This is a genomic window from Sorangium sp. So ce1153, from assembly GCF_051521595.1.
In the GTDB taxonomy this organism is placed as follows: domain Bacteria; phylum Myxococcota_A; class Polyangia; order Polyangiales; family Polyangiaceae; genus Sorangium.
This window is the reverse complement of record NZ_CP150361.1, coordinates 7,251,858-7,276,867: the sequence shown is the minus strand read 5'-3', so window position 1 is coordinate 7,276,867 and position 25,010 is coordinate 7,251,858. Positions and strand designations below refer to the sequence as shown.

The 25,010-nt window shown below is 71.9% G+C and carries 22 protein-coding genes; 16 read left to right on the top strand and 6 right to left on the bottom strand.

The genetic code is table 11. The features are described from left to right. Positions 1-69: 69 nt before the first annotated feature. Together WME85_RS26185 and WME85_RS26180 are read right to left on the bottom strand one after the other, a co-directional pair. Entirely contained in the window at positions 70-1,767 is a 1,698-nt protein-coding gene (locus WME85_RS26185; RefSeq protein WP_437842103.1) for an AAA family ATPase, read from the bottom strand. Positions 1,768-1,967: 200 nt separating this feature from the next. Next, on the bottom strand, positions 1,968-2,597 hold the full coding sequence (locus WME85_RS26180; RefSeq protein WP_437842102.1) for a tetratricopeptide repeat protein: 630 nt from the start codon (positions 2,595-2,597) through the stop codon (positions 1,968-1,970). A 330-nt stretch (positions 2,598-2,927) separates the two neighbouring features. Between WME85_RS26180 and WME85_RS26175 the strand changes: the two genes are divergently transcribed. From WME85_RS26175 to WME85_RS26160, 4 genes are all read left to right on the top strand, one after another. After that, on the top strand, positions 2,928-4,229 hold the full coding sequence (locus WME85_RS26175) for a glycoside hydrolase family 1 protein (protein WP_437842101.1): 1,302 nt from the start codon (positions 2,928-2,930) through the stop codon (positions 4,227-4,229). 25 nt (positions 4,230-4,254) lie between these two features. Then, entirely contained in the window at positions 4,255-6,087 is a 1,833-nt protein-coding gene (locus WME85_RS26170) for a radical SAM protein (protein ID WP_437842100.1), read from the top strand. A 112-nt stretch (positions 6,088-6,199) separates the two neighbouring features. Next, positions 6,200-7,012, top strand: a complete 813-nt coding sequence (locus WME85_RS26165) for a HugZ family protein (protein WP_437842098.1) — start codon at positions 6,200-6,202, stop codon at positions 7,010-7,012. 148 nt (positions 7,013-7,160) lie between these two features. After that, a complete protein-coding gene (locus tag WME85_RS26160) occupies positions 7,161-8,120 on the top strand; it encodes a hypothetical protein (protein WP_437842097.1) in 960 nt (319 codons plus the stop codon). 72 nt (positions 8,121-8,192) lie between these two features. Here the strand turns inward: WME85_RS26160 and WME85_RS26155 are convergent, their stop codons facing one another. Then, positions 8,193-9,473 carry a PAS domain S-box protein gene (locus WME85_RS26155; protein ID WP_437842096.1) on the bottom strand — a complete coding sequence of 427 codons (1,281 nt, stop codon included), beginning with the start codon at positions 9,471-9,473 and terminating at the stop codon, positions 8,193-8,195. Between the two features lie 553 nt (positions 9,474-10,026). Between WME85_RS26155 and WME85_RS26150 the strand changes: the two genes are divergently transcribed. The 4 genes from WME85_RS26150 (at position 10,027) to WME85_RS26135 (ending at position 13,352) form a co-directional block, all read left to right on the top strand. Then, positions 10,027-10,302 (top strand): hypothetical protein, encoded by a 276-nt coding sequence (locus tag WME85_RS26150; protein WP_437842095.1) that lies wholly within the window; start codon positions 10,027-10,029, stop codon positions 10,300-10,302. 47 nt (positions 10,303-10,349) lie between these two features. Further along, complete coding sequence (locus tag WME85_RS26145; protein WP_437301750.1) at positions 10,350-11,273, top strand: PAS domain-containing protein; 924 nt, start codon at positions 10,350-10,352, stop codon at positions 11,271-11,273. Positions 11,274-11,571: 298 nt separating this feature from the next. Then, the gene (locus WME85_RS26140) at positions 11,572-12,747 is read left to right on the top strand and encodes a lysylphosphatidylglycerol synthase domain-containing protein (protein ID WP_437842094.1); all 1,176 of its coding nucleotides are present in this window, start codon (positions 11,572-11,574) and stop codon (positions 12,745-12,747) included. A gap of 11 nt (positions 12,748-12,758) precedes the next feature. Beyond that, positions 12,759-13,352 (top strand): zinc-binding dehydrogenase, encoded by a 594-nt coding sequence (locus WME85_RS26135; RefSeq protein ID WP_437842092.1) that lies wholly within the window; start codon positions 12,759-12,761, stop codon positions 13,350-13,352. Between the two features lie 221 nt (positions 13,353-13,573). Here WME85_RS26135 and WME85_RS26130 read toward each other — a convergent pair whose 3' ends face one another. Beyond that, a complete protein-coding gene (locus WME85_RS26130) occupies positions 13,574-14,359 on the bottom strand; it encodes a hypothetical protein (protein ID WP_437842091.1) in 786 nt (261 codons plus the stop codon). Positions 14,360-15,067: 708 nt separating this feature from the next. On the opposite strand from WME85_RS26130, the gene WME85_RS26125 reads away from it, so the two are divergent. The 6 genes from WME85_RS26125 (at position 15,068) to WME85_RS26100 (ending at position 19,247) form a co-directional block, all read left to right on the top strand. Continuing rightward, positions 15,068-15,796 carry a TRP-like protein gene (locus WME85_RS26125; RefSeq protein WP_437842358.1) on the top strand — a complete coding sequence of 243 codons (729 nt, stop codon included), beginning with the start codon at positions 15,068-15,070 and terminating at the stop codon, positions 15,794-15,796. A gap of 4 nt (positions 15,797-15,800) precedes the next feature. Continuing rightward, positions 15,801-16,676, top strand: coding sequence for a DUF4388 domain-containing protein (locus WME85_RS26120; RefSeq protein ID WP_437842089.1), 876 nt, complete (start codon positions 15,801-15,803; stop codon positions 16,674-16,676). Next, positions 16,673-17,476 carry a ParA family protein gene (locus tag WME85_RS26115; protein WP_437842087.1) on the top strand — a complete coding sequence of 268 codons (804 nt, stop codon included), beginning with the start codon at positions 16,673-16,675 and terminating at the stop codon, positions 17,474-17,476. Before WME85_RS26120 ends, WME85_RS26115 begins: the two co-directional genes overlap by 4 nt. Then, the gene (locus WME85_RS26110) at positions 17,448-18,008 is read left to right on the top strand and encodes a hypothetical protein (protein ID WP_437842085.1); all 561 of its coding nucleotides are present in this window, start codon (positions 17,448-17,450) and stop codon (positions 18,006-18,008) included. Before WME85_RS26115 ends, WME85_RS26110 begins: the two co-directional genes overlap by 29 nt. A gap of 52 nt (positions 18,009-18,060) precedes the next feature. Further along, positions 18,061-18,435, top strand: a complete 375-nt coding sequence (locus WME85_RS26105; RefSeq protein WP_437617382.1) for a hypothetical protein — start codon at positions 18,061-18,063, stop codon at positions 18,433-18,435. A gap of 191 nt (positions 18,436-18,626) precedes the next feature. Further along, a complete protein-coding gene (locus WME85_RS26100; protein ID WP_437842083.1) occupies positions 18,627-19,247 on the top strand; it encodes a hypothetical protein in 621 nt (206 codons plus the stop codon). A gap of 420 nt (positions 19,248-19,667) precedes the next feature. Here the strand turns inward: WME85_RS26100 and WME85_RS26095 are convergent, their stop codons facing one another. Next, complete coding sequence (locus WME85_RS26095) at positions 19,668-20,459, bottom strand: class I SAM-dependent methyltransferase (RefSeq protein ID WP_437842081.1); 792 nt, start codon at positions 20,457-20,459, stop codon at positions 19,668-19,670. Between the two features lie 344 nt (positions 20,460-20,803). Between WME85_RS26095 and WME85_RS26090 the strand changes: the two genes are divergently transcribed. Next, a complete protein-coding gene (locus WME85_RS26090) occupies positions 20,804-21,526 on the top strand; it encodes an SAM-dependent methyltransferase (RefSeq protein WP_437842079.1) in 723 nt (240 codons plus the stop codon). Positions 21,527-21,577: 51 nt separating this feature from the next. Here the strand turns inward: WME85_RS26090 and WME85_RS26085 are convergent, their stop codons facing one another. Continuing rightward, complete coding sequence (locus WME85_RS26085) at positions 21,578-22,228, bottom strand: redoxin family protein (RefSeq protein ID WP_437842078.1); 651 nt, start codon at positions 22,226-22,228, stop codon at positions 21,578-21,580. A 143-nt stretch (positions 22,229-22,371) separates the two neighbouring features. On the opposite strand from WME85_RS26085, the gene WME85_RS26080 reads away from it, so the two are divergent. Continuing rightward, on the top strand, positions 22,372-24,978 hold the full coding sequence (locus tag WME85_RS26080; RefSeq protein ID WP_437842077.1) for a MopE-related protein: 2,607 nt from the start codon (positions 22,372-22,374) through the stop codon (positions 24,976-24,978). The last annotated feature ends 32 nt before the right edge of the window (positions 24,979-25,010 follow it).

Sequence of the window (25,010 nt, the reverse complement as noted above, 5' to 3'; positions counted from 1 at the left end):
GGCCAGGACGGCGGCCTTTCACCGGATCGCCGTCGAGGGCAGGGCGCCCCGGGCCCGCTGGATCTCTGCCTATCCCGGGTCGCCCGCGCGCACGCGGACCACCTTCCCATCGAACGCTACGGCCATCGCATGGACCGGCGCAGCGCCGCCAGCGCGCAGCTCGGCGGCGTAGTCGCGCGCGCGGATCTGCGCCAGCCCCTCGTCGAGCGCCTGGTCCAGGCTCGCGCGCGGCATGCGGGCGACCTTGAGCTCGAGCACGACGCCGGGCCGGCCGGGCTGCGCCGGCCGGATCATCACGTCGGGCCGCCCTTGCCCGGACTCGCGGTTCGAGCGCACCTGATACGTCGGCTCGAGGGCCGCGAGCAGCCCGGCGACGAAACCGTGATAGACGGCTTCCGGGTCGACCCTCGCCGCGTCGTGGTACGAGAGTACGTCGGTGACGAAGGCCTGGAGCTCGACCTCGAACCCGGCCGCGTCGCCCGAGAGGAGCGCGGCGAGGAGCCGCTGCATGCTGCCGCCCTGGCGCCTGAGCCGCGCCTCCGCCCAGCGGCGGAACGTGCCTGTATAGAGCAGCCGCACCTCGCGGTTCGGGATCTTCAAGGCGTGCGCTGGCTGCTCCCCGGGGCCGCGCGAGCGCTTCTCGGCGCGCAGGTATCCCGAGAAGACCAGCAGACCGAACAGCGCGTCCTCGTTCTGGGCGAGGTCGCCGACAGCCACGTTCTCCTCGAGCACGCGCTCGATCTCGCCTCCTTCCATCAGGACCTCCAGCGCGGGCTGCAGCGTCACGGCGTGCTCCTCGATCACCTTCTGGATGAGGTCGTTGGAGCTCGTGCCGAGCCAGAACGGGAGCGGGTCCTTGTCCTCCCCCTCCAGGAAGCAGAGGATCGACCAGGGGTTGTAGATCACCGCGCCGCCGAAGTCGTACCCGTTGTACCAGCCGCGGATCACCTCCAGCAGGCCGCGCCGCCCTGCCTTGTCGAGCAGGGCCTCCACCTCGGCCTCGGTGAACCCGAAGCAGGTGCTGAAGTCCGAGCGGAGCAGGGAATAGGCCACCACGTTGTTCAGCCCGGAGAAGATGCTCTCGCGCGCCACCCGCAGGATGCCGGTGAGGACGGCCCGGTGGAGGTGCGGATTGCCCTTGAGCCCCTCGGTCAGGAACGTGCGCACGAAGTCGAGGATCCTTGGCGCGTAGCCGTGGAGATACCCGGCGTGGATGGGCTCGTCGTACTCGTCGATGAGCATCACGACGCGCTCTCCATGGAGGCGGTGGAGATGGCCGGACAGATCGAGGAGCGCCCGGCCATACACCGCCTCGGAAGCGGTGCCGTCGAGCACTTCCCTGTACCGGCGCTGCTCGACCTCCCCGAGCTGGCCGCTGTCGAGCACATGGCGGTGCTGGTTGAAGAGCTCGATGATCTTCTCCCGCAAGGCCGCCCAGCAGCGCTCGAACGTCTCCTGCTTCGCTCCCTTCAGCGTCAGGTGGATGACGGGATATCGCTGGAAGTGCGCGCGATAGCGCTCTCCGGCCCGCCAGATCGAGAGATCTTCGAAGAGGTGCGACAGGTCCTCCTGCCGCTTCTCGAAGAACCACCGCAGCATGGACAGGTTCAACGTCTTCCCGAACCGCCGGGGGCGGGGGAGGAGGACGACCTGGACTCCCTCCTTGTCGATGAGCTCGCGGATGAGGTGGGACTTGTCGACGTACTCCAGCCCGGACTCGCGGAGCTGGCGGAAGTCGTCGATGCCGAGCGGGACGCGGAGGGCCATGGGGTCCCAGCCGTATGCGGCCCGCCCGGCGGGAGGTCAAGCGAGCGCCACGGCCCTCAGCGCCCGGTTGCCGCGGCGGCTCCCTCGCCCTGCGCTCGCACCCACGGCCCGGCCGCCGTGAGCACCTCGGCCGGCGTGCGCCGCGGCGATGGTGCGGTGTCCTGGGCGGACCCGATCATGCAGTGTCTCGGGGGACCCGATCAGCGCCCTTCGCGCCGCTGATTCGCTGTCTGTCCCCGCGCGGGCCCCGCGGCGTGGACCGCGAGCGCGCGCCGGACCGGGCCGCGGTCGCTGCCGCCCGCCCGCACGGGATCGGCTTCGCCGACCAGGACCGACAGCGCGCGCGCCTGCGTCCTCGCCGCGGCCGCGAGGGCGGCATCGTCGGCCTGCGCGGCGAGCGCCGAGAGCCGCCGCGCCACGCCGAGCGCCGCCGGCAGCGCGCCCGCGGCCACGTACGCGGCCGCGAGCTCCTGCAGCAGCGCGGCGTCGTCGCCCCGGAGCGCCACCGCGGCTTCCAGGTCGGCGATCGCCTCATCGCGCCGCCCCTGGCGCGACCGGAGCGCCGCCCGGGCGCGGTGGCCCTCGACGAAGCCGCTCACGTGGTCCAGCCCGACGGTGTACGTGCGCTCCGCCTCGCGCAGATCGCCCGTCCGTTCATACAGCGCGCCGAGCCCGAGGTACGCCGGGCCGTAGGTGGCGTCGAACCGTACCGCCTCCAGGTACCGCGCCAGCGCCACGTCGGGCTCGCCGGCCGCGGCGCGGGCCTCGGCCTGCCGCGTCAGCTCGGCGGCCTGCGCCGTGGCCCAGCCGACCGCTTCCGCGCGGGCCATCGCCGCCCCGTGCAGCAGCGAACCGGCGAGCGCGAGCGTGAGGGCGAGAGCGCGGGCGCGCGCTCGCCGCCTCGCGCTCGCTGCACCTCCGGACCGCCCCGCGCGCACTGCCCCGATCGTAGTGGCGGCTGACCGGTCGAGCAATCGCCGCCCCGCGCGGCGCGCCCACGTGCCACGCTCCGCCCGCTCGCGGCGCGCGCTCCGCCCGCTCGCGGCGCGCCCGCGTGCCACGCCGCAGCGCGCCGCGGACGCCGCGGGCGGGCCCCGCGGACGCCGCGCTCGTGTCCGGAAGGCAGCCGCCGGGCGCGAGTTCGCGTAGGATGCGCGCCCATGGGTGAGGACCTGCGCTTCCCGGACGCGTTCCTGTTCGGCACTGCCGCCTCCGCCACGCAGGTCGAGGGGCACTGCGCGCAGAGCGACTGGGCCGCTTTCGCGCGCGAGCCGGGGCGTGTCCGCGGCGGGGACACCCCGGATCAGGCGTGCGACCAGCTGCACCGCTTCCGCGAGGACGTCGCGCTCCAGGCGCGGCTGTGCATGGGGGCCCACCGGCTCTCCATCGAGTGGGCCCGCATCGAGCGGGAGCCGGGCGAGTTCGATCCGGCGGGGTGGGACCACTACCGGGACGTGCTCGGGGCGCACCGCGAGGCGGGGATCACCCCGATGGTCACCGTCCACCACGTCACCCTGCCGCGCTGGGTCGCGCTGCGCGGCGGGCTCCTCTCGCAGGAGCTGCCGGCGCTCCTCTCGCGCTTCGCCGAGCGCGCCGTCGAGGCGCTCGGCGACCTCTGCGAGCTCTGGGTCACCATCAACGAGCCCAACATGCTCGCCCTCCAGGCGCACCTGCTCGGCGTCTGGCCGCCGGCGCGCAGCTCGCCTGTCGAGGCGGTGCGCGCCCACCAGAACCTCTTCCGCGCCCACGCCGCCATGTACCGCGCCATGCACGAGGCCGCGGGCCGCCGCGGGCACTCCATCGCCGTCGGCGTGGCGCACCACCTGCGCGTCATCGAGCCGGAGCGGTTCGGGCGCCTCGCCGACCGCATGTGGGCGGCGCTCTTCGAGCGGCTGTTCAACGACGCGTTCGCGCGCGCCGTCTGCGACAGCGGCCTGCACGACTTCTTCGGGGTGAACTACTACAGCCGCGATCTGGTCCGCTTCTCGCCGGCGCACGCGCGCGCCGGGTTCTTCCGGCGGCTCGTCCCCGAGGGGGCCGAGGTCAGCGACCTCGGCTGGGAGATCTACCCGGAGGGGCTCGGCTACGTGCTCGACGCCTGGTGGCCCCGCGCCCGGGTCCCCATCTACATCACCGAGAACGGGATCGCCGACGCGGACGACGACCAGCGCCCCCGGTTCCTCGTGCGGCACCTCGCGGAGGTCGCGCGGGCGATCGAGCGCGGCATCGACGTCCGCGGGTACATGCACTGGTCGCTGCTCGACAGCTTCGAATGGGCCGAGGGGTACGCCCCGCGCTTCGGCCTGGTCGAGGTCGACCACGTGACCCAGGAGCGCAGCCCGCGGCCGAGCGCCGAGCTCTACGCGCGGATCGCGCGCGCGCGCCGCATCGACGCCGACGGCGCCGCCTTCGTCGATGCGCCGCGCGGCACGTCGACCGAGGGCAGCGCCGCGCCCGCCTGACCGACACCACCGAGAGGCAGGAACCATGCGCATCGCGCTGCTCTACCCACCGCCCTGGAAGATCCCCGCGCCCGGGGAGGCGCCCGACACGGGCGGGGACGGCCCGCCGGCCGACTACCGGGAGGGAGACCTCGACCCGGACTTCCACCAGACCCCGTACGGGCTCTTCTCCCTGGGCGCGCAGGCCATCCGCGCGGGCCACCAGGTGAAGGTGCTCAACCTCTCGTCGTACCCGTTCTCGCAGGTCGAGCGGATCGTGCGCGAGCTCGACGCCGACGTCTTCGGCCTGTCGTGCTGGACCGCGAACCGGCGCGGCGTGGCGCTCACCGCGCGGTGCGTCCGGCGGCTCCACCCCGCGGCGCACATCGTCGTCGGCGGGCCGCACGCGACCCCGCTCGCGGCCGAGATGCTGCGGCACCACCCCGAGATCGACACGGTGACGCTCGGCGAGAGCGAGCACTCGTTCCTGGAGCTCCTCGACCGCCTCGAGGCCGGCGGGCCCGCGCTCGGCATCGCCGGCACCGCCTACCGGGTCGACGGCCGCGTCGAGCTCGGCCCGCCCCGGGCCGCGATCGAGGACCTCGACGCGCTCGAGTCGCCGCACGACCACTTCGCCACGCACATCGTGATGACCTCGCGCGGCTGCGCGTGGGCCTGCACCTTTTGCGGCGCCGAGGCGACCTGGGGCCGCGGCTTCCGCGGCCAGTCGGTGCCCTACGTGCTCGACGCGCTCGAGGCGGCCGTGAACAAGCTCCCCGTGAAGATGGTCCAGGTCAAGGACGACACCTTCACGACGAACAGGAAGCGGGTCATCGAGATCTGCCGCGGCATCCGCGAGCGCAAGATCTCGTTCCTGTGGAGCTGCGACACGCGCGTCGACGTGCTCGGCGAGGACCTGCTCCGGGAGATGCGCCTCGCCGGCTGCCAGCGCCTGAGCCTCGGGGTCGAGTCGGGCTCGCCGTCGATCCTGAAGAACATCGACAAGAAGATCACGGTCAAGAAGATCATCGAGTCGACGGAGCTCGCGAAGAAGTACGGGATCCAGGTCCGCTACTACATGATGCTGGGCAACCGCGGCGAGACGGCGGAGACGTTCCGCGAGACGCTCGCGTTCCTGGAGGCGGCGAAGCCGCACCAGTACATCTTCTCGTGCCTGTCGATCTACCCCGGGACGCGCGACTTCGACGACGCCGAGGCGGCCGGCTGGCTCGAGCGCGACGTCTATTTCCGCGGCGATTTCCAGGAGCTCAAGACGCCGTTCGACGCGTCCCAGGAGGACACGGCGCTGATGAGCGCCTGGTTCGAGCAGAACAAGGGCTTGCGCGAGCTCTACCGCGAGGGGGTGGAGGAGCGCCGGGCGATCCTCGCGCGGCTCGGCGATCACCACGCGGCGCACCTGGAGCTCGGCGTCGCCTACCTCGACGCGGGGCAGCTCGATCTCGCGGAGCGCCACGCCGCGCGCGCGCTGGAGCTCGGCCATCCGCTGCCGGGGCTCGTGTACAACGCGCTCGCGTGCGTCGCGGCGGCGCGGCGCGACTGGCAGGCGATGCAGGATCACTTCACGGCGGCCGCGAAGCGCGACCCGCAGCACGCGGTGCTGATCCGCAACGTGCAGGCGGCGCGGGCGTGGTACGCGAAGGGCGGGCCGGACAGGGGCCTGCCGCTCGACCTCGTCGCGCGCTGCGACTTCCAGCTCCTGGAGCGGACCGCACAGCCGTCGCTCCCGGGGCCGCTGCCGGAGGACTTCGCTGCGTGGCCGCCGGCCGTCGCGGCCCGGCCTGCGCCGGCGCGCGCGGCCGAGGCCGGCGGGCGCGAGGCGGCGCCGCAGCGCGGGCGGCTCCGGGTGGTGCCGTCGTAGCCGGATCCGGGGAGGCGAGCGCGGCGAGCGCGGCCGTGGAGGCGAGCGCGGCGAGCGCAGCGAGCGCGGCGCCCGGTTCCGGCGATCTCCAGAGCGTGCTACCCGCCCCCGTATGAGCACAGATCACGGCCGGCCTGGCGCCGGTCCGGAGCGCGAGGCGGAGCACCCTGTCCAGAGCGCGCGCGCGCCGAGCCACGCCGAGCGCTGCCGCACCCTCGCGGAGCGGGCCCGCGCCGCCACGCTGTGCACCCTCGCGCGGGACCCGGCTGGCTACCCTTACGGCTCGCTCGTCACCGTCGCCGTGGACGCGCACGGGCGCCCGCTGCTGCTGCTCTCGGCGCTCGCCGAGCACACCGGCAACCTCAAGATCCATCCCGAGGCGTCGCTGCTCCTCGCCGAGGCCGCGGGGGGCGGGGTGGATCCGCTCGCGCTCGGGCGGATGACGCTGATCGGCGCGTGTCGTCCGCTCGAGGGCGCCGAGGCGGCCGCCGCCCGGACGAGGTTCCTCGCGGCGCACCCGCGTGCATCGTACTACGTTGATTTCACTGACTTTTCCTTCTATCGGCTCGACCCGTTGTCGATCCGCTATGTCGGCGGGTTCGGCCGGATGTCGTGGGTTGATGCCGCCGACTACGCGGCCGCCGAGCCCGATCCGCTCGCGCCCGACGCCGCGCGCATCCTCGAGCACATGAACACCGATCACGCCGACGCCATCCTCGCGTACGCGAAGGCGCTCGCCGGGATCAAGGACGCCACTGGCGCCAAGATGACCTCGGTCGATCGCTACGGCTTCGAGCTGGACGTCATCACGCCGGCGGGGCCGAAGGCGGCGCGGCTCGGGTTCGACGCGCCCGTATCGACGACGGACGAGGTGCGGAAGGCGATGGTGACGCTGGTGCGCGAGGCGCGCGGGCGCAGCGCGTAGCGGCCGCCGCGTCGACGCTCCCGCGGCGATGAGGACGGGCCGCCGCCCGCCATGGCGCCGCCAGTCTCGCAGTACGCATCGCTCGCTGGAATCACGCTGGATTCCGCCTCTCCGGCCCATGGCATGCGATCTGCCGATGGCGCGCCGCATGGGAAACGCCGACATCACCTTGCGCCACATCGCCCGGAGGCGCCCCGGAGACCTGGCGCGCGTCTTTGCCCCCGAGGACCGCTCGGTCGAGGTACTCGGCTGGATCGACACCCAGGTAACGAAGCTCGAGCGACGCCTCGACAAGGCGCTGCGCCTGCGCGTCGGCGGCGAGCTGCGCGTGTTGCACGTCGAGTTCTGCTTCGCGTGGCGCGACGACGTGCCCGATCGGATCTTCGAGTACCTCGGCTTCCTCTTTGCCGCGCTCCGCACCGAAGCCCCAGGAGACCCGGTCCCGCCCATCGAGAGCGTCGCCGTCGTCCTCTCGGGCCCCAGGCAGCGCCTGCCCGCGACGGGCAAGCGTCGCACCGCCTGGCCGGAGCGGCGGTTCAGCGGCACGCACTTCCACATCGACGCGGTCTACCAGCGCACGATCGCTGAGCTGCAGGCGCGGGGCAGCGTGTTCTGGCTGGCGTTCGCCCCGCTTGCTCGGGACGCGACCGCGGCGGCAATGCGGGGAATCGTCGAGGAGATCCAGGCGCGGGCGACCGGCGAAGAGAGGATCGAGCTATACATTGCGCTCCTGGTGATGGCAGCCATCGATCCTTGGGGACATGATCTACGGAGGGAGCTCGTCATGCTGGTAGAGGACGCGGAGGACGTGGAGACGGAGAAGAAGCTGCTCAGGAGCATACCGGCCATCGGAGCGATGATCGCCGAGGCCGAGCGGCAAGCCGCGCAGCAGGCCGCGCAGCAGGCCGCGCAGCAGACCGCGAAGGCCATCGCCGAGCTGCTCGGCCGTCTCTTCGCGCGGCGGGTCGGGCGCGTGCCCACGGTCGAGGAGGAGCGCTCGATCGTGGAGCGCGCACAGGCGATCGGGCCGGTCCAGGTGGAGGACGCCCTGCTCGATCTCGAGGGCGATGCGCTGCTGCGCTGGCTCGCCCAGCCGACGCGCCGCTGACGAGCTCCGGGAGGCGCGGCGGTCGAGGGGCCGCGCCCGGCTGCCCGTGACAGGCAAGCGCTCCGGCGCCCGTCACACCTCGCGGCGCCGCGCGCTGACCGGCCTCCGGTCGCGGCGCGAGCGCCCGAGCGCGTGGTGGAGCCCGCTCTGGAGCGAGCGCAGCGTGACGAGCTCCTGGAGGTCGATGCCGATGCCCACCATCGTCTGCGCGACCTCGGGCCCGACGCCGGTGAGGATGACCTCGGCGCCGAGCAGCTTCACCGCCTGCGCCGCCCTGATCAGCGAGTCAGCGATCTCGGCGTCCACCAGCGGCACGCCGGTGATGTCGAGGATCACCGTGGTCGCGCGCTGCGCCACCACCCCTTGCAGGAGCCGCTCGAGGAGCTGCTCGATGCGCACCCGGTCGAGCCGCCCGACGAGGGGCATGACCAGGATCCCCGCGTCGAGCGGGATGAGCGGCGTCGAGAGCTCCCGGATCGTCGCCTCCTGCGCGTGGATCATCTGCTCCTGAAGGGTGGCCCGCTCCGCCTCGGCCCGCCGGAGCTCGCTCACGTCGTACCCCTCGGCGATGATCACGAGGACGCTCTCGCCCGACGCGTCGAGGATCGGCTTGATCTTGAGCTCGAGCGTGGCCACGCGCCCGCCCGGCCCGTGGATCTGCGCCTCGCACGCGGAGGGCACGCCCGACGCGGCCTTCTGGACACACGCTTTTACGTGCCGGTCCGCGCCGCCCCAGAACGGCGCCTCCCAGAGCGGCTCGCCGAGCCCCTCGCCCTGACGAGCGCCCGTGAAATCGGCCATCGTCCGGTTGCGCTCGAGCAGGCGCCCCTCCGGCGTGAGCAGGCTGATGAACATCGATGTCTCATCGAAGATCGCCCGGAACTTCTGCTCGCTCTCGCGCAGCGCCCGCTCGCGCCTCAGCTGCTCCGTGATCGGGCGCGAGAAGGCGGAGAAGAACTCCTCATCACCGATGCGGATGAGATGAGAGCTGACCTCCACATCGATGGCGTGACCGTCCTTGTGGATGTGCCTGGCGACGAAGCGGTGCGCGCCCTTGGCCTTGATCTCGGCGATGGCCGGGGCGACTTCTTCCGGCGGCCGCGCGTCGATCTGGCCGATGTTCATCGTCAGGAGCTCGCTCCGCGAGTAACCCACGATGCTGGCGAAGGACGGATTGCAGTCGATGATCTCGCCGTTCGGCCCGACGACATGGAATCCCTCGATGGCCGCCTGCAGGATGAGCCGCGTCCGCTCCTCGCGGCGCCCGAGCTGCTCATGCAGTCTCTCGATCTCCTTGCGCAGTCCGGCGTTCTCCGCGCGGAGCCGCTCGATGCTGTCCTGATCTGTCGCCACCTTCGCTCTTCCTTCCGCCGTCCTTGCCGCGCTCGCCCGGACGCCCCCCGGGACGCTCTCCCGTCGTGCGCCGCGGCGACTCCGGACGATAGCCGATCCTGGCAGCGGGCCGAGCGCGCGTCGGCGCGAGCGCGCCTTTTCGGCCGCGCGGGCGCGGCGGACAACCTCTGCTGATCGGAGGAAACCTGCGCCAGCGCCGCCTCCCCGGAGAGCTCGCCCACACCCTGCCGGCGCGGCGCGCCAATGCGGCCCCAGGTACGGGCGCACCTCTGCCCGCGCGCCGCCGGAGGACGGCGAGGGGCCGGGGCGGAGCGCGCCGCCGGCGCGCCGCGCGGACGAACTGGCCCCGGGCTCCTCGACGCCATCGCCCCGAGAGGCCCGGGGCTCCCCAGTTCCTGTGGTCTGGATTACGCCTATTGAGTTTGAGTCAACTGCGTGGATGTGGCTGCGATCACGCTGGTTGTTGACACCTCCCGTGACAGGGAGTCCAATGTTTTCCGCGGAACGCGACGTTGCGGCGTTGTGACGTCGCGAGGCTCAAGGAACGCGAGGCATGGGATCCCCTGACAGCACCCCTCGATGTGAGCGCGCCGAGCTGGTGGAGCTCCTCGGTCGGACGCTCGGCAGCGCCGCGGCGGCGGAGATCGTCGAGCGCGAGGGGGAGCGGCTCGGGCTGAAAGACGCGAGCATGCCGCTCGAGGCCGCGTACGAGGTCCTCGACTCGCTGGCGGCGATGCCCGGCGTCATCGGCACCGCGGCCAGCGTCGCGCGGACCGAGCTGCGCGTCGCGGCGGTCCGGCGTCGTCTCGAGCAGCGGAATCGGCGGTAGACCCCGGGGGGCCCGCGGCCGGGCCGGAGCGACGTGAGAGGAACTTCATGCTTTCGGAACCAGTGAGTCGACCCATCCTCGTCGTGGACGACAATCCGGACATCCATGTGCTGATGGAGCGGATGCTCGTGCCCAGGTCGATCCACGATGCGGAGATGACCCGCGGGCTGCAGGCGCTCGAGTCTCGCCTGTTCGGCGCCGAGCTGCCCGAGGAGCCCCCGGACGTCCTCCACGGGCTCAGGTTCTCCATCGACTCGGCCCACTCGGGCAGGGATGGAATCGCCCTCGTCCAGGCGAACCCGAGCAGGTACTTCCTCGCCTTCGTCGATATGCGCATGCCGCCGGGCATCGACGGGATCCAGACGATCAAGGGCATCTGGAGCGTCGCGCCGGACATCTACACGGTGATCTGCACCGCGTACTCCGACTATAGCTGGGACGCGATCGCGAGCGAGCTCGGGTGGGCGCCCAACCTGCTCATCCTCCGCAAGCCGTTCGAGGCCATCGAGGTCCGGCAGATCGCCGCCACGGTCGCGCGGATGTACGACTCGCTCTCTGGCGTGAAGACGTCGGTGAACCAGCTGGAGGAAGAGCTCGTGATCGCGATGGAGAGCGTGTCGCAGCTGGAAGAGCGGTCGAGGGCGCTGCTCGCCGAGATCGCCGATCCCTGCCTCCTGCTCGACCGCGAGGGCGAGATCCTCGGCGCCAACCCGAGCGCCCACGACCTGTTCGGCGTGGACGAGAAGCTCCTCTACGGGCGCGACGTCGCGTCGGTGCTCGTCGACGTCCAGCCCCCGCTCCCGAGCGCGCGCGCTGTCGCGCGGAGCCGCCTGGTCAGCCCCCACAGCCGCGCGCTCGAGGCCAGCGTCACGCTGACCCCGCTCGGGTCGCCGCTCGGCGAGGCGGGCGAGTTCATCGCCCGCATCCGGGTGACGCAGGACGCGAGCGCGCCCGGCGGCGCGGCGACGTGAGGGCGCGGCGGCCCGCGGCGCCGCGCCGCGGACGCGCGCGGCGCCGTCATGACTCGATATCTCATCACGCGATCCACGCGATTCACGCGATTCACGCGATGGCGCCATGGCTCGAGCGTGGCAGTCGCGCGACCTGCGCGCGGCTGCCCGGTCACTCCGGCGCTACCCTGTTGACCGCGCGCGCGCCGTCGCGACACGGTGGATGTGTCGCGGCGGAGTTGCGCGCATGTCATGGGGGCGCGACGGAAATGCGCGATACGAGCGCCCGCCCGGGCAACGGACCGGGCGCCATCGTGCGATGACCGTCCTTGCCAGCGACAAGCCGCCTTCCGGGGCGAACGAGCGCTCCGGCGCGGGCGCGACGCAGCGCTCCCGCGCGGGCGCCGTCGCGCTGAAGTGGCTCGGCGTCGCCGTGGCCGCGGCGGCGATGTGGAGCACGCTCCGGGGCGCGGACTTCCCTGGCGTGGCGGCGCTCATCGCGTCGGTGGGCGCGCCGATGATGGCGCTCGCGCTGCTCCCCAACCTCGCCGCGCGGCTGTTCCAGGCGGAGGCGAGCCGTCGCATCTTCAACAACACGGGCGCGGGCCGCCCGACCGCCGCGCCCGCGCGGTTCACGCGGTACCTCTCGCTCACGCTGGCGACGGAGGCGCTGAACATGAGCGTCCCCGCCGGGGCTGCCCTCTCCGAGTCGGTCACGTTCTACCTGCTCCAGCGGTGGTGCGGTGTCCCGGGCCCGCAGGGTATCGCCGGCATCGCGGCGCGGCGGTCGCTGATCCTGCTGGCGAACGCGGTTTACGTGGGGATCGCCCTCGCGCTCGGCTTCGGGCACCTGGAGCGCGCCTCGATCCCGCTGCTCGGCGCGCCGGGGCTCCCCTGGCTCGTGGTCCTGTCGGGGCTCGGCCTGCTCGCCTCGGCGCTCGCGCTCGCGGGCGCGCTCTTCTCGGGCACGGTCGCGTCGCGGGTGTTCGCGCAGCTCAGGCGGCTGCCGGGCCGGCGCGTGAGGGACTACGTCGAGGCGAGGGCCGCGGCCTTCGCCGCGACCGACCGGCACGCGGCCGCGCTCGGCGAGCGGCGCGGCGCGCTCGCCGCGGCGGCGCTCCTCCTCGTCGGGATGTGGCTCGCCGAGGGGCTGGAGACGCTCTTCATCCTCCGGCTGCTGGGGGTCGACGTCTCGCTCGCCGAGGTCCTGTCGTTCGAGGTCGTCCTCGCGTTCCTCCGCGCCGCCGCCTTCATGGTCCCGGCCGGGCTCGGCGTCCAGGACGCCGGCTATGTCGCTTTCCTCGGCGCGCTCGGCGTGCCGGGCGCCATGACGGTGGGCGCCGCCTTCGTCCTCCTCAAGCGCGCCAAGGAGATCGTCTGGATCGGGCTCGGCCTGCTCGTTTTCTTCGGCGGGCGGGCGGTCTTCCGCCCGGCGCCCGAGGAGCCCGAGGGGCCAGAGCCAGGGCGCCTGTCCCGCCGCGCGTCCGTTCCCTGAAGTAACATGACGTGGACGACGTGGACGACGGCGATGGCGCCGGCGCGGTCGAGGCGCGTGGCCAGGCAGCACCGCCGGGGAGAGCGTGTGCCCGTCCAGGCCGGGTGGCGGTGGTCGGCATCGGAGGCCTCGGCCACCTCGCGCTGCAATACCTGGCGAAATGGGGCTGCGAGGTGACGGCGATCTCCTCGTCGCGCGACAAGGAGGAGCTCGCGCGCGGGCTCGGGGCGACGAATTTCATCGCCACGAAGGGCACCGGCGAGCTGAGGAAGGCGGCCCAGTCCTTCGACTTCGTCCTGAGCACCGTCTCCGCCGACCTGCCCTGGGACGACGTTCTCGGGATCCTGCGACCCCAGGGGAAGCTCTGCATCGTGGGCGTCCCCGAGAAGCCGATCGCGCTCGCCCCGTTCTCCCTGCTCACCTCCGAGAAGGTGGTCGCCGGCGGGATCCCGGGGGCCGTCGTCGAGACGGCGCAGATGCTGGCCTTCACGGCGCGGCACGCGATCAAACCCGTCGTCGAGCTGTTCCCCATGGCCGAGGCGAACGAGGCGCTCGACCACACCCGCCAGGGCAAGGCGCGGTTCCGCGCCGTGCTGGTGGCGTGAACGACCGAGGGGCGCCGCCCTACCACAGATCGCCGGGGCGCAGCGGCTCCACGGGCGTCGTGATCCGGCGCGTCGCGCTCAGCGACCGGTATTCGTGAAAGGTTTGCATCCGCGCCTCGAGGCGAGCTCGGCGCGGGATGCGTGCTGGAAGGGGAGGCGTGGAGGGGGAGGCGTGGAGGGGGAGGCGTGGAGGGGGAGGCGTGGAGGGAGGCGCGCAGTCGCTACCCGACGAGGCTCAACCGCGGTGCTTCCGCGGCGAGCACCGACGACCGGACCATCACGCAGCTCTCGCCGTCCGAGTCGGTGTCCGACACGGGGACGCTCACGGCGTGCGCGAGGGCGTACTGCAAGAGCTCGTGCGTCCACGGCTCGAACAGCGCGAACACCTCGTCCGCGAGCGCCTTGTATCGCGCGCTCGTCTCCTCGTCGAGCGGGATGCGCGCGAGCGCGGCGTGGTCGGCGTCCACGGTGTGGCCCGACTCGCGCTCGAAATGGAACGTGCCGCAGTAGCGCAGCTGCGTGCCGAGGCGCTTCTCCATCTCCTCGGCCAGCGGGAGCATCGCGGTGAAGAGGACGTTGCCCGTCTCCTCGATCGCCTCGATGATGACGAGCCGCTCCAGGCCCGTCGTGCCCTTGAGGAGGGCGGTGAGCCGCGCGGTGAGGATCCGGTTCTGCAGCGTCTCCTCGCCCCAGAGGAACCGCAGCCATTCCGTGCCCCGCGCCTCGGCGTCGAAGCCGAGCTTCTCGAGATCCTCCAGGTACCACGGCCAGTGGTGGTCGTCCTCGTGGCTGTGGACGTTCACCATCTCCTGGTACTTGTCCGCCGGGGGCTCCTCCCGCAGCACGAACCTGTTCAGATCACCGAAGCTCAGGATGAAGAAAGCCATGCACGGATAGAAGGCGAGCCGCTCCATCGGATCCAGCCGTTCGTCACGCATGTGCTCGAACAGGGGTAGACGAGCGTACGCCTGCTTCTTCTCGAAGATGTGCCGCAAGACCTGCCGCATAAGCGATCTCCTTTTTCGGCTAGTGGTGTCGGTTGATCGAGCTATCCCTCTATCTGCAATGACCCGGGCGCTCCGTAAGCGCCCCGTGAGGTCTCGAGCCAGGACCACGGCGTGGTGAAATGGATGCTGCTAGATCTCACCCGGGCTGAAATCGTGCAGCAACGCTGCCCGCCGTGCATTCCCCTACTGCATTCCGAGCTTGCATTTCTGAAAGTTTCTATCGAACCACCCCAGATGTTTCGCAACCTTGGGGGGTGTTCTCACTCGGTGAAGCCACTCTAGCGCAAGTTCGGCGTAAGCTGCATCCGCTATCTTCACAGATCTCCATTGCGGAGTTGAAAACATCGGCCTTGGTGGGCGAATGGGCGCCGATGTGTGACATCGATGCTCGGCACCGGTGTCGGCTGGCGCCTCATTCTAATGAGGGGCCCGCGAGCGCCCGGCGCCTCGACCCGCCGGTCGTGGATGTGGACCGCTGTCGTCGCCCCGTTCGCGTCTCCATGGACCTCACGTGGGCCCATGTCGCAGCACGCATGATTGCGAGGTCGGGTCTGGCCGACCCCACACGCTCGCACCTGAACGATGGCAGCGGATGGACGGCGCCGACGAGCGCGGCCACGAATGCGCAACCAAACAGCTTGAATGCCGGCAGGTGAGGCATGTAACTTGCCGAGTTGTGCCGTGAAAGACCAATACGACCCTGCCTTGGTGACGGAACCTGAGAGCCGCGCGATCCCGAAGAGCTTACCGGTGCGGGAGGAGGTCGTGCGGCTTGTCCGTGAGAAGCGCTACGAGGAGGCGCTGGCGGTGCTGTACCGGGCGCGCTCGGAATCACCGGGCGATCGCGAGCTGCAGACGAGCATCGAGCGGATCAAAGAGTTTCTCGCCGGCGCCTATGCCAAGCGGCTCGGCGGCCTGGATCAGGTGGCGGGGCCCATCCCGGTGTCCGCGGGCCGCTCGCCCGACGCGCTCCTCGTGGCGCGGTACATCGATGGCGCCTCGACATTTGACGATATCGTGCAGATGTGCCCGCTCGGGCGGCTCCGCACGCTGCAGGTGCTGGTCGGCCTCTACACGGGGAGGGAGGTGGCGTCGCCTTTCAGCGAGCGGACGCCCGCGTCCTGGCGGCGAACGCTGGACACGATGCCGTCCGAGGGGGTAATGGAGCCGCCTCCGCCGACCGTGCCAGAGCGCGGGCTGGAGCGGCGATCGCATGAGCCTCCTCCCGACAGCGCGCCCTTCAAGCTGCAGGTCGTCGAGTCGGAGGAGGATCGGCGCTACCGCGAGGCGTTCGCCCGCGGCACCGCCGCGTTCGTGCAGCGCCGATTCAACGACGCGGTCGATGCGTTCGAGGCCTGCGCGCGCATGCGCCCGGGCGACAACGCGGTGGCCGTCATGCTGCGCCGAGCGCTGCGCGACCGCGACCTCGGGGGCTGACGGGATGCCCATCGTCGTGGTCGCTGAGCCCGATCTGCGCGAGCGCATGCGGTGCATTCGCGTCATCGCCGGGCAGACGGCGGTGAGCGCCCTCGGCGCCGCCACCTGGGAGGAGCTCGAGCAGGCCCTCGACGGCGCGCAGCACGTGGAGCTCATCATCTACGCGCCGTCGCTCCCGGGCGCGCCGGAGGACGCCGTCGCGCAGCTGCTCCGCCGCACGGCGCGGCTGGTGCTCGCCGCGAACGAGGGCGTGGAGGTCCCGGGCGCGGTGAGCACCACGCGCGTGGCGTGGCCCATCGCCGAGGAGACGCTCATCCTGATGGCGCACGCCGCGGGCGCGCAGTCGGCGCCGGTCGGGATGAACTTCGTCACCGTCGACTTCTTGCAGATGATATGCATGTCCGGCGACTCGCACGTGCTCGTGGTCAGCAACGAGAGCGCCGACGTGGGGCTGATCGAGGTGCGGCGCGGCCAGGTATGGACGGCGTTCGACGGTCTCGGCGTGGGCGAGGAGGCGTTCGCGCGGCTCGTCCGCCCGGAGATGCGGGTGCGCGTCACCCCGGCCCTGGGCTCGACGAAGGAGCGCACCATCTTCAAGAGCCTCGCGGAGCTGGTGCTCGACTCGCTGCGCCGCCTCGACGAGGGCAGCGTCGAGATGCCGCCGCCGATCTCGTCGAGGCGGCTCGAGGTCGCGCTCGCCTCGCCGGAGCAGGTCGCGATCCGCATCAAGCAGCTCAACAACGACGCGCGGCGCCTCTTGATGGAGCGCAGCTACAGCGAGGCGGCCCGCGTGCTCAACGACCTCTCGGCGCTCGACCCCGCCTCCAGCCTCGTGCGCGCTAACCTGGAACAGCTACGCAAGCTCGGATACCCAAGATGACACGATCCATCGCATACGCCAGCCTCAAGGGCGGAGTCGGAAAGACGACCGTGGCGCTCAACTGCGCCTTCGCCTTCGCGCGCCGAGGCGCGCGGACCCTCCTCGTCGACACGGATCTGCAAGGCGCCATCGGCATGTCGCTCGATGGCGTCGGCGACCGCGCCGGCCTGGCCGCGAACCTCGCGCGCGGCGGCCCTCCGCTCGAGGGCCTCGTGAAGACGCGGGTCGCGGAGCTCTGTCTCCTGCCCATGGGGCCCGTCGACGCGCTCGACGAGGATCGCTTCGCCGTCAACGCGCGCGAGGCCGACATCGTCCGGCGCATCCTGCAGAGCAGCGAGCGCGACTTCGACCTCGTCATCTTCGACACGCCGGCCGGGCTCGGCGGGATGTCGCGCCTCGCGCTGGAGGCCGTGGACAGCGTCATCGCCGTGGTGCAGTGCGAGCCGCTCGCGCTGCGGGCGCTGCCCCGGATGCTCGAGCTCCTGGCGCGGCTCCGCGAGGGGGGCTCCGACTGCTCCCTCCTCGGCGTGGTCGGCACCATGAGCTCGTTCCGCGATCCGGTGATGCTGGCCTCGCTGGAGGAGCTGTGGTCCCTCTACCGCGATCAGGTCTTCGACACCGCGGTCCCGCGCGACAGCACGTTCCTCCAGGCGAGCCGCGCGGGCGTGCCGCTCGGCCTGCTCAGCCGCCGCCCGCCGGCGGTCTCCGCAGTGTTCGACAAGCTGGTGGCCGAGATCGAGGAGCGCATGGGCACCACGGCAGGAGGGGAGAATGACGGTCCGATCCGTCTCGTGGACTGACGCGCAGCGGGTGAGCTCGCTGCTCGCGCGGGTGGCTCCGACGCGGCCGCGCGAGCCCGCGGGGCTCGTGAGCGCGATGGGGGCGGTGCGCGCGCCGGCGGTGGCGGCGCCCGCGCCCGCGCCGGTGAAGGCCGCGCCCAAGGCGCCGAAGGAGGTGCCGCGCCTCGTGCAGACCTCCGACAACCCGGCCGACCGGCTCGACACGCTCGTCGCCTGGACGCTCGATCATCACGCGTGCGCGGGCGCCTTCGTCGCCGACGACAACGGCCTCACGCTGGCGGCGCACGGCATCTCCGAGGCGCACGTGTCCCTCGTGGGTCCGCTGCTCTCGGCGCTGGTCGGCGTCCGCAGCATCCCCGGCGTCGACGCCACGGCGGGCGCGCTCTGGCTGGGCGCGCAGATGATGTCCTGGGTCGAGGCGCGCACGACGCGGGGCGGCTTCTGCCTCGGGACCGTGGGCGACGAGGCCCTTACCACGCGGGCGTTCGAGCAGCTCAAGGAGGCGCTCGAGACGACCGTGCGCGGGCTGTAAAGAATCCGGTTTCTCAACGCGGGCGCGCGCGCCCAGGAGCCACGGAAGCACGATGATCGATACCAAAGTCCTCGAGGCCGCAGTCCATGATCTCCGCAGCATCCTTCGCGACGGGCTGCTGGCCACCGACATCTGGGAGCGCGCGGCGGGCCTGTCGCTCGCCGGCTTCAACCAGCAGCCGGTGGCGGTGGCCCTCTTCACGCGCATCACCGAGGAGCTGGACAGCTCGCTGCGCGACTCGAATTTCCCGCCGCTCGGGCGGTATTACCTGATGGACATGGCGGGCAACCACACCGTCGTGGTTCTCAACCACGGCAAGCTGCTCCAGGGCATGCTGGTTGACAACAAGCGGGCGAACCTCGGGATCCTCATCTCCGTGGCCATCCCGCGGATGATCGAGACCATCGCGCAGGCGATCGGGCGCTGAGCTGCTCGGGCCCTCGTCGGCAGCGTGGAGCAGGCCGTCGCTGATCGGAGCGAGCGCGACGTCCGCGACGTCCGCGACGTCCGCGACGTCCGCGACGTCGAATTGCACGGCGGCGCCGCGCTCGCGAGCCGCGCGCTGAGAGGCGGGCGAGGGGCCGCCATGCCGTTGCGCGCGGCTCGCGAGGGCCGACGGTGAGCGCGCGCATCATCCTGGTGCGACACGGCCGCTCGGGGCACGTCCACACCGGCTGGATCGACGCCGCCGGGTTCCAGCGGTGGCGCGACGCGTACGACGCCGCGGGCCTCTTGCCGGGGGAGCGGCCGCCGCCCGCGCTCGAGGCCCTGGCGAGGCAGGCGGGCGTGGTCGTCGCGAGCGATCTGCCGCGCGCCCGCGCCTCGGCCGAGCTGCTCGTCCCCGGTGCGGAGATCCCCACGTCGGCGCTGCTGCGCGAGATGGAGCAGCCGATCCCGCCGCTCGGCGACGCGCGGGTGCCGCTCGCCGTGTGGGCGCTCGCGATCGGGCTGAGGAAGGCGCTCGGAGCGCTCCGCGGCGAGGCGCTGCCCGCCGCGGCGCTGCGCCGGGCGGGCGAGGCGGCCGGGTGGCTGATCGAGCTCGCGGCGGAGCGCGGCGACGTGCTCGCGGTCACCCACGCGTGGTTCCGCGAGGTGCTGGCGGCGGCGCTCGTCGAGCGCGGGTGGCGCCGCGCGTGCGCGTCGGGGCGCCACGCGCGCTGGACGCGCTACGCGCGCTGGAGGCGCTACGCGCACTGGAGCGCGTGGGCGCTGATCGACGCGCGTCAGCCCGGACCGTAGCTCCGAGGGCATGACCGCGAGGAGCCGTCGTGCATAGGGCACGCTGGCGCGAACTACCTCGTCAACGACGTCGACGAGGCGGGGCGCATCCTCACGAGCGCGATCGACCGGGGCAGCGCCACGAAAGAGGGGCTGCGCTTCTTCGAGGTGTTATACGGGCGGGACGCGCGCCCTCCGTGGGCACTCACGTCCACATCGAGGGACTCTCACGGCCTGTGGCTAAGTTGCATCGCTGGACACGACATCCTATTCGAGGAGTTTCACCCAGCTGCTATGTCCGGATCACGAACCAGGTGCCGTACATGGGGATGACCGAGGTGGTGCTCTACGGCCGCAGGTGAGCGCGTCCGGGCGGCCTCGGGGGCGCGGGTGAGGCCGCCTGATCGGCCCGGTTCCACGCCCGGGCCGCCTGATCGGATGTCAGCTCGCGGTAGACGGGGCAGCGGCGGAGAGCGACGCCCCCTGGCGGAGGATGATCATGTCATCTTCCTGGCTCAGCCGATACGTCCCGTCGTCGGTCCGACACCGCGCGGCGTGCTCGCGGATCTTCGCATCGAGCTCGCGCGCCTCGGTCTCCGTCATCGCGGCGAGCTGCTCGGCGGAGACGCAATCCGCGAGCACGAAGAAGCGACACAGCGTGACCATGTCCTCGAAGGTTGCCGCTGTGTACGCGTTGTGGCTCCCGATCACGTCGAAGGCGAGCTGTTTGCCGCGCAACGTCTTGATGAGCAAGGAGCTGTCGATCACGGTCGACGTGAAGTCTCGGTGCATCTCGTAGTTCTGTCCCCGGTCGGCGCCGAGGACGACGGCGCAGTACCCCGCCGGGCGCACGAACGCGAGCAGCCTGTCGATGAATCCGCCCCACTGCGCGACGGGTACGTGATACAGCACGTGCGAGCACAGGACCAGGTCGTACCGCCTGGACGACTCGAATCGCTCGAACACGTCGCGGATTATCTCCGCGCCGGCCGGCGCGAAAGAGCCCAGCTGCGCCGCGTTCGGCTCGATCAGGGTCATGGCGCCGAAGCAGGGCGCGAGCCGCTCGGCGACGGCGCCTGGACCGGCGCCGACGTCCAGCAAAGACGGGCTATCGGGCAGCTCGGGGACGATGCGCTGCCGGATCGCCTCCGCGATGTTCTCCGGGTGCCTGGAGGTCTCGGAGAGGAGGCGGAACGCCGTGGCGTAGTCCTGGGGCGACATGGTGATTCGCATGCTGCTTCTCCTGGGGTGAGAGAGGTTCCGGTCGTGTCGGCTCGCCACGCGGGGAGGGCTGGAGGGGTCTCGCGGGCGGCACGGCGCTCGGCAAGGTGGGAGATTGGACACCCCCGGTCGCACGAACGCAAGGTCTACCGCGCTGAACCGAAACGGCGGGAGCTGGGATCATCTTCATCGGGCTGACGCGGCGCCAGACGCCTTGCCCGGCGCGGGGCCGCGACCGAAACCCCCGCCGATCGGATCGAAAGCCCCGCCCTGTCGAGGCCGCACGATCGGCGCTACTCCTTCACAACAGGCGATCCGTCGACCGTCAGCCGACCGTCAGCCAGGGAGAAGGCGTGATGAAGACGCACGAGCACGGAAACCACGCAGCGACGTTCGGGCGCGAGCGCGCCTTGAGCTACGACGCCAGTGTGCACCGCATGTGGGCGGGCTATGGCGCCATGCACCAGGTCATTGCCGAGGTGATGGCCGCAGCGCTCGCCGACAAGGAGGCCGCGTCGCTGCTGATGGTCGGGATCGGGACCGGGAGCGAGGTGAAGCCGTTCGCGCGCTACGCGGGGGCTGGCGTCCGCTTCACCGGCGTCGATCCGTCGCTGGAGATGCTCGCCGTCGCGAGGGAGAAGCTCGCGGCGGAAGGCCTCCTCGAGCGCGCGAGCCTGCACGCCTGCGAGCTACGCGATCTCGCGCGCGGGCCCTTGTTCGACGGCGCCCAGATGATCGGCGTCCTGCACCACGTCCCGGGGGACGAGGCGCGCCTCGAGCTCTTGCGGGAGATCGCCGGGCGGCTCACGCCGGGGGCGCCCTTCGTGATCGCCTGTCGGACTGGAGACGATCCGCTGCTGAGGGCCGTCGAGGACCGGCGGGCCCTCGCGGAGGGGCGGCCGCCCGAGGCGGCGGAGCAACGGCACAAGGCCCTGGCGTCGTTGCGGGTCCCCGCCTCGGATGCCGAGGTCTTCGCGCTCCTGGCCCAGGCAGGGTTCATGTCGCCTCGCTTCATCTTCGGCGAGCTGCAGATCAAGGCCTGGGTGACGCGCTACGAGCCATCCACGATCGGCGCGTGACGTGGCAGGGCGCGGGGCCGCGGCACCGCCGGGGCAGGGTGCGGTGGGGTGTCAGCGCGCGGGCTCGTCGAGCAATGCGCGGACGCGCCCCTCCACGACCGCGAACTCGGGGGTATCGGGCTCCAGCTTGCCCCCGAGGTGCACGTGCCGCACCAGCCCCGCTCGATCGAGGAGGAAGCTGACGCTCGTGTATTCTCGCTTCGGGTGGCCATCCATCCACCACCGCTTGAGCGTGCGCCAGTCCGGGTCGATCGCGACCGGGAAGCTGTACCCGAAATGCGCCAGGTAGCCTTTGACGGCCCCGGGATCGAGGGGCTCGGGATCCTTGTGGTGATACATCCCGACGACGACGAGCCCTCGTTCTCGATAGCGCTCGTCCAGCGCCTTGAGCGCCGGGGCGGTGGCGCTGCAGAACGGGCAGCTCGGCGACATGAACCAGCGGACGAGCACGACCTTGCCGCGCAGCTCCGCCGGGGTGAGCGGCGGTGAGTTGTACCAGGGCCCCACGTCCCACGGCGGCGGGGGCTCCCCGACGACGCCCGACACATCGTGGTCGAAGCCCGGGTCACCGCCCGACGTGAGCGCGGCGCTCCCCGGAGGCGCCGCCGGCGCGGCGGGCCCCGCCGGCGCGGCCGCGGGCTCCGGGGAGGCGCACGCGAGGGCAAGCGCGGCGAGGGGCAGCGAAAGCAGGCGAGAGAGCACGGCGACGTTCCCTCGCGAGACGATCGCAGCGCGGCGCGTGCGAGTCAATCCGAGCCGGCCAGCGTCCTTCTCGGGAGGAGTGAGCAGCGAGCTCGGGACGCCGGCCCATGAACGGCTCCGCGCAGGCGCGCATCACAGCGCGCATGCGGAAAAGCACAGGGCGGTCGGTTTCCTTCAACAATGGGCTTGCATCGCCCGGACCGGGAGGACGGTGGGCGGCGATCCTGCTCGGCGTGGTGGCCGGGTGTACACCGAGCGTAGACGGCGACGGGGGCGTCGGCGGCTCTGGCGGCGACACAAGCGTCAGCAGCTCGGGCTCGGGCGGATCGGATGGTGGCTCCGGCGGGTCGGGCGGCTCCGGCGGGTCGGGCGGCGACACAAGCGTCAGCAGCTCGGGCTCGGGCGGTGACGGCGGTGACGGCAGTGACGGCGGCGGCGGTGATGGCGGTCAGGGTGGCGGCGGCGTCGTCTGTACCCCCGGCTCCCAGATCGCCTGCCCGTACTCGGGCCCACCGGGCACGCAGGGCGTCGGACGCTGCACGGCCGGGCTGCGGACGTGCGACGAGTCGGGGACCGCCTACGGCCCGTGCGAGGGCGAGGTGCTGCCGTCGCCGGAGGACTGCTCGGCGGCAGCGGACGAGGACTGCGATGGGCTGTCGGACGGAGAGGACGCCGACTGCGTCTGCGTCCCGGGAACCGAGGTGATCTGCTACTCCGGCGACCTCGATACTCTCGGCGTCGGCGCCTGCGAGGCCGGCAGGGCGCGGTGCAGGGAGGACGGCAGCGGCTTTGGCCCCTGCCTCGGCGAGGTCCTGCCGGCCGCGGAGACCTGCCTCACGCCGGCGGACGACGACTGCGACGGCCAGGCCAACGAGGAGGGCGCCGGCTGCGCCTGCCTCCCCGGCGAGGTCATCCCTTGCTACTCCGGTCCTCCCGGCACCGAGGGCGCCGGCCGCTGCGCCGGCGGCACGGCGCGCTGCGACGCCCAGGGCACGGGCTTCGGGCCGTGCGAGGGCGAGGTGGTGCCGGCCCCGGAGACGTGCGCCACGCCGGTGGACGACGACTGCGATGGCCAGACGAACGAGGAGGGCGCCGGCTGCGCCTGCCTCCCCGATGCGGTCGTCCCCTGTTACTCCGGCCCTGCCGGCACCGAGGGCGTCGGGCGCTGCGCCGGGGGCACGGCGCGCTGCCGGTCGGACGGCACGCAGCTCGGCCCCTGCGTGGGCGAGGTGCTGCCCGCGACGGAGACGTGCCTCACCCCTATCGACGACGACTGCGACGGCCAGGTGAACGAGGAGGGCGCGAGCTGCGTCTGCCCGCCGGGCCAGCGCGTCTCGTGTTACTCCGGCCCGCCGGGCACCGCGGACGTCGGGGAGTGCGCCTCCGGCACGGCGCTCTGCGACGCGCAGGGCACGAGTCTCGGGCCGTGCGAGGGCGAGGCGCTCCCGCAGCCGGAGTCGTGCGCCACCCCGGTCGATGACGACTGCGATGGCGAGGTGAACGAGGGCGGCAGCGACTGCGCTCCCGGGATCACCGCCCAGTGGGTGAAGCAGCTCTCCGGTATCTCGATCTCGGCCGTCGCCGTGGACGCCTTCGACAACACCATCATCGCCGGCTCGTTCAGGAGCCCCGTGGACCTCGGCACCGGCCCCCTCGCGCCCCGGGACATCGGTCTCGAGGCGTTCGTCGCGAAGTTCGATCCCAGCGGAGAGGCCCTCTTCGCGTTCACGTTCGATGGCGATGACACTGCGGCCCACGATATCGCCACGGACGCTTCGGGGAACATCGTCCTGCTCGGGAGGTTCTCCAAGCCCGTGGCCGTCCACCTGGGTGTCGTGGTCTACGAGGATTATCACCGCATCGTGAAGCTCGACCCGTCAGGCGGGTTCCTCTGGAAGAGCGATTTCAAGGTGGAGGTCCGCGACTCCCGCGGGACTGAGTACCAGGAGTTCAACAACGCGGTCGCGATGAACGCCGCAGGAGACGTGTTCGTGGTGGGCGCGAGCCGGGAGCCCGTCATGGGGTCGGGCGATGGCTTCGTCCGCAAGCTCGACGGCGCGACAGGGGCCCTCGCATGGCAGAAGACAGTCGGCGATCGCCGCCTCGATGAAGTCCGCCTCGACGACGTGGCCACGCGTGAGAACGGCGAGATCGTGACCGTCGGGAGAGCGATCTTCATTCAGTACCTCCCCACGGATATCCTCCGCGAGGGCTGCGCGGAGCTGATGACGCTCAGCCCCGCTGGCGAGGAGCTCGACCGGACCTGCGTTGGCACTGGAGAGGAGGCCTGGCAGCTCGCCCTCGACCCGTCGGGGAATGCCGTGCTCGGCAGCACCGTCCGGCACAGCATCGCCGACCCCAGAAGGGGTCGAGTCAGCCAGCTCGACGGCGCGGCGACGGCCCTCTGGAGCCGGGATGTCTCGCCGGTGCATCACCTGTATCTGGGCGTCGACGGGCTCGGGAACGTCGTCGTCGCGGGCTCGTTCACCGGTACGCTCGGCCTCGGCGGCAGCGGGCTCACGAGCGCCGGCGCAACGGACATGTACCTCGCCAGGCTGGACCCCGACGGCAACGTCGTCTTCAGCGAGAGCTACGGCGACGCGGGCGACCAAAGCCTGATGCATCTCGCCGTCTCCGCGGACGGCGCGGCGGTCATCGCCGGCACCTTCGCGGGCGCGATCACCCTGGGAGAGAGCACGCTCGTCGCTGCGGCACCAGACGACGCCTTCCTGGCCAAGGTCGGCTTCTGAGCCACGCCTGAGCTCGCCCATTCGCGGGCAGA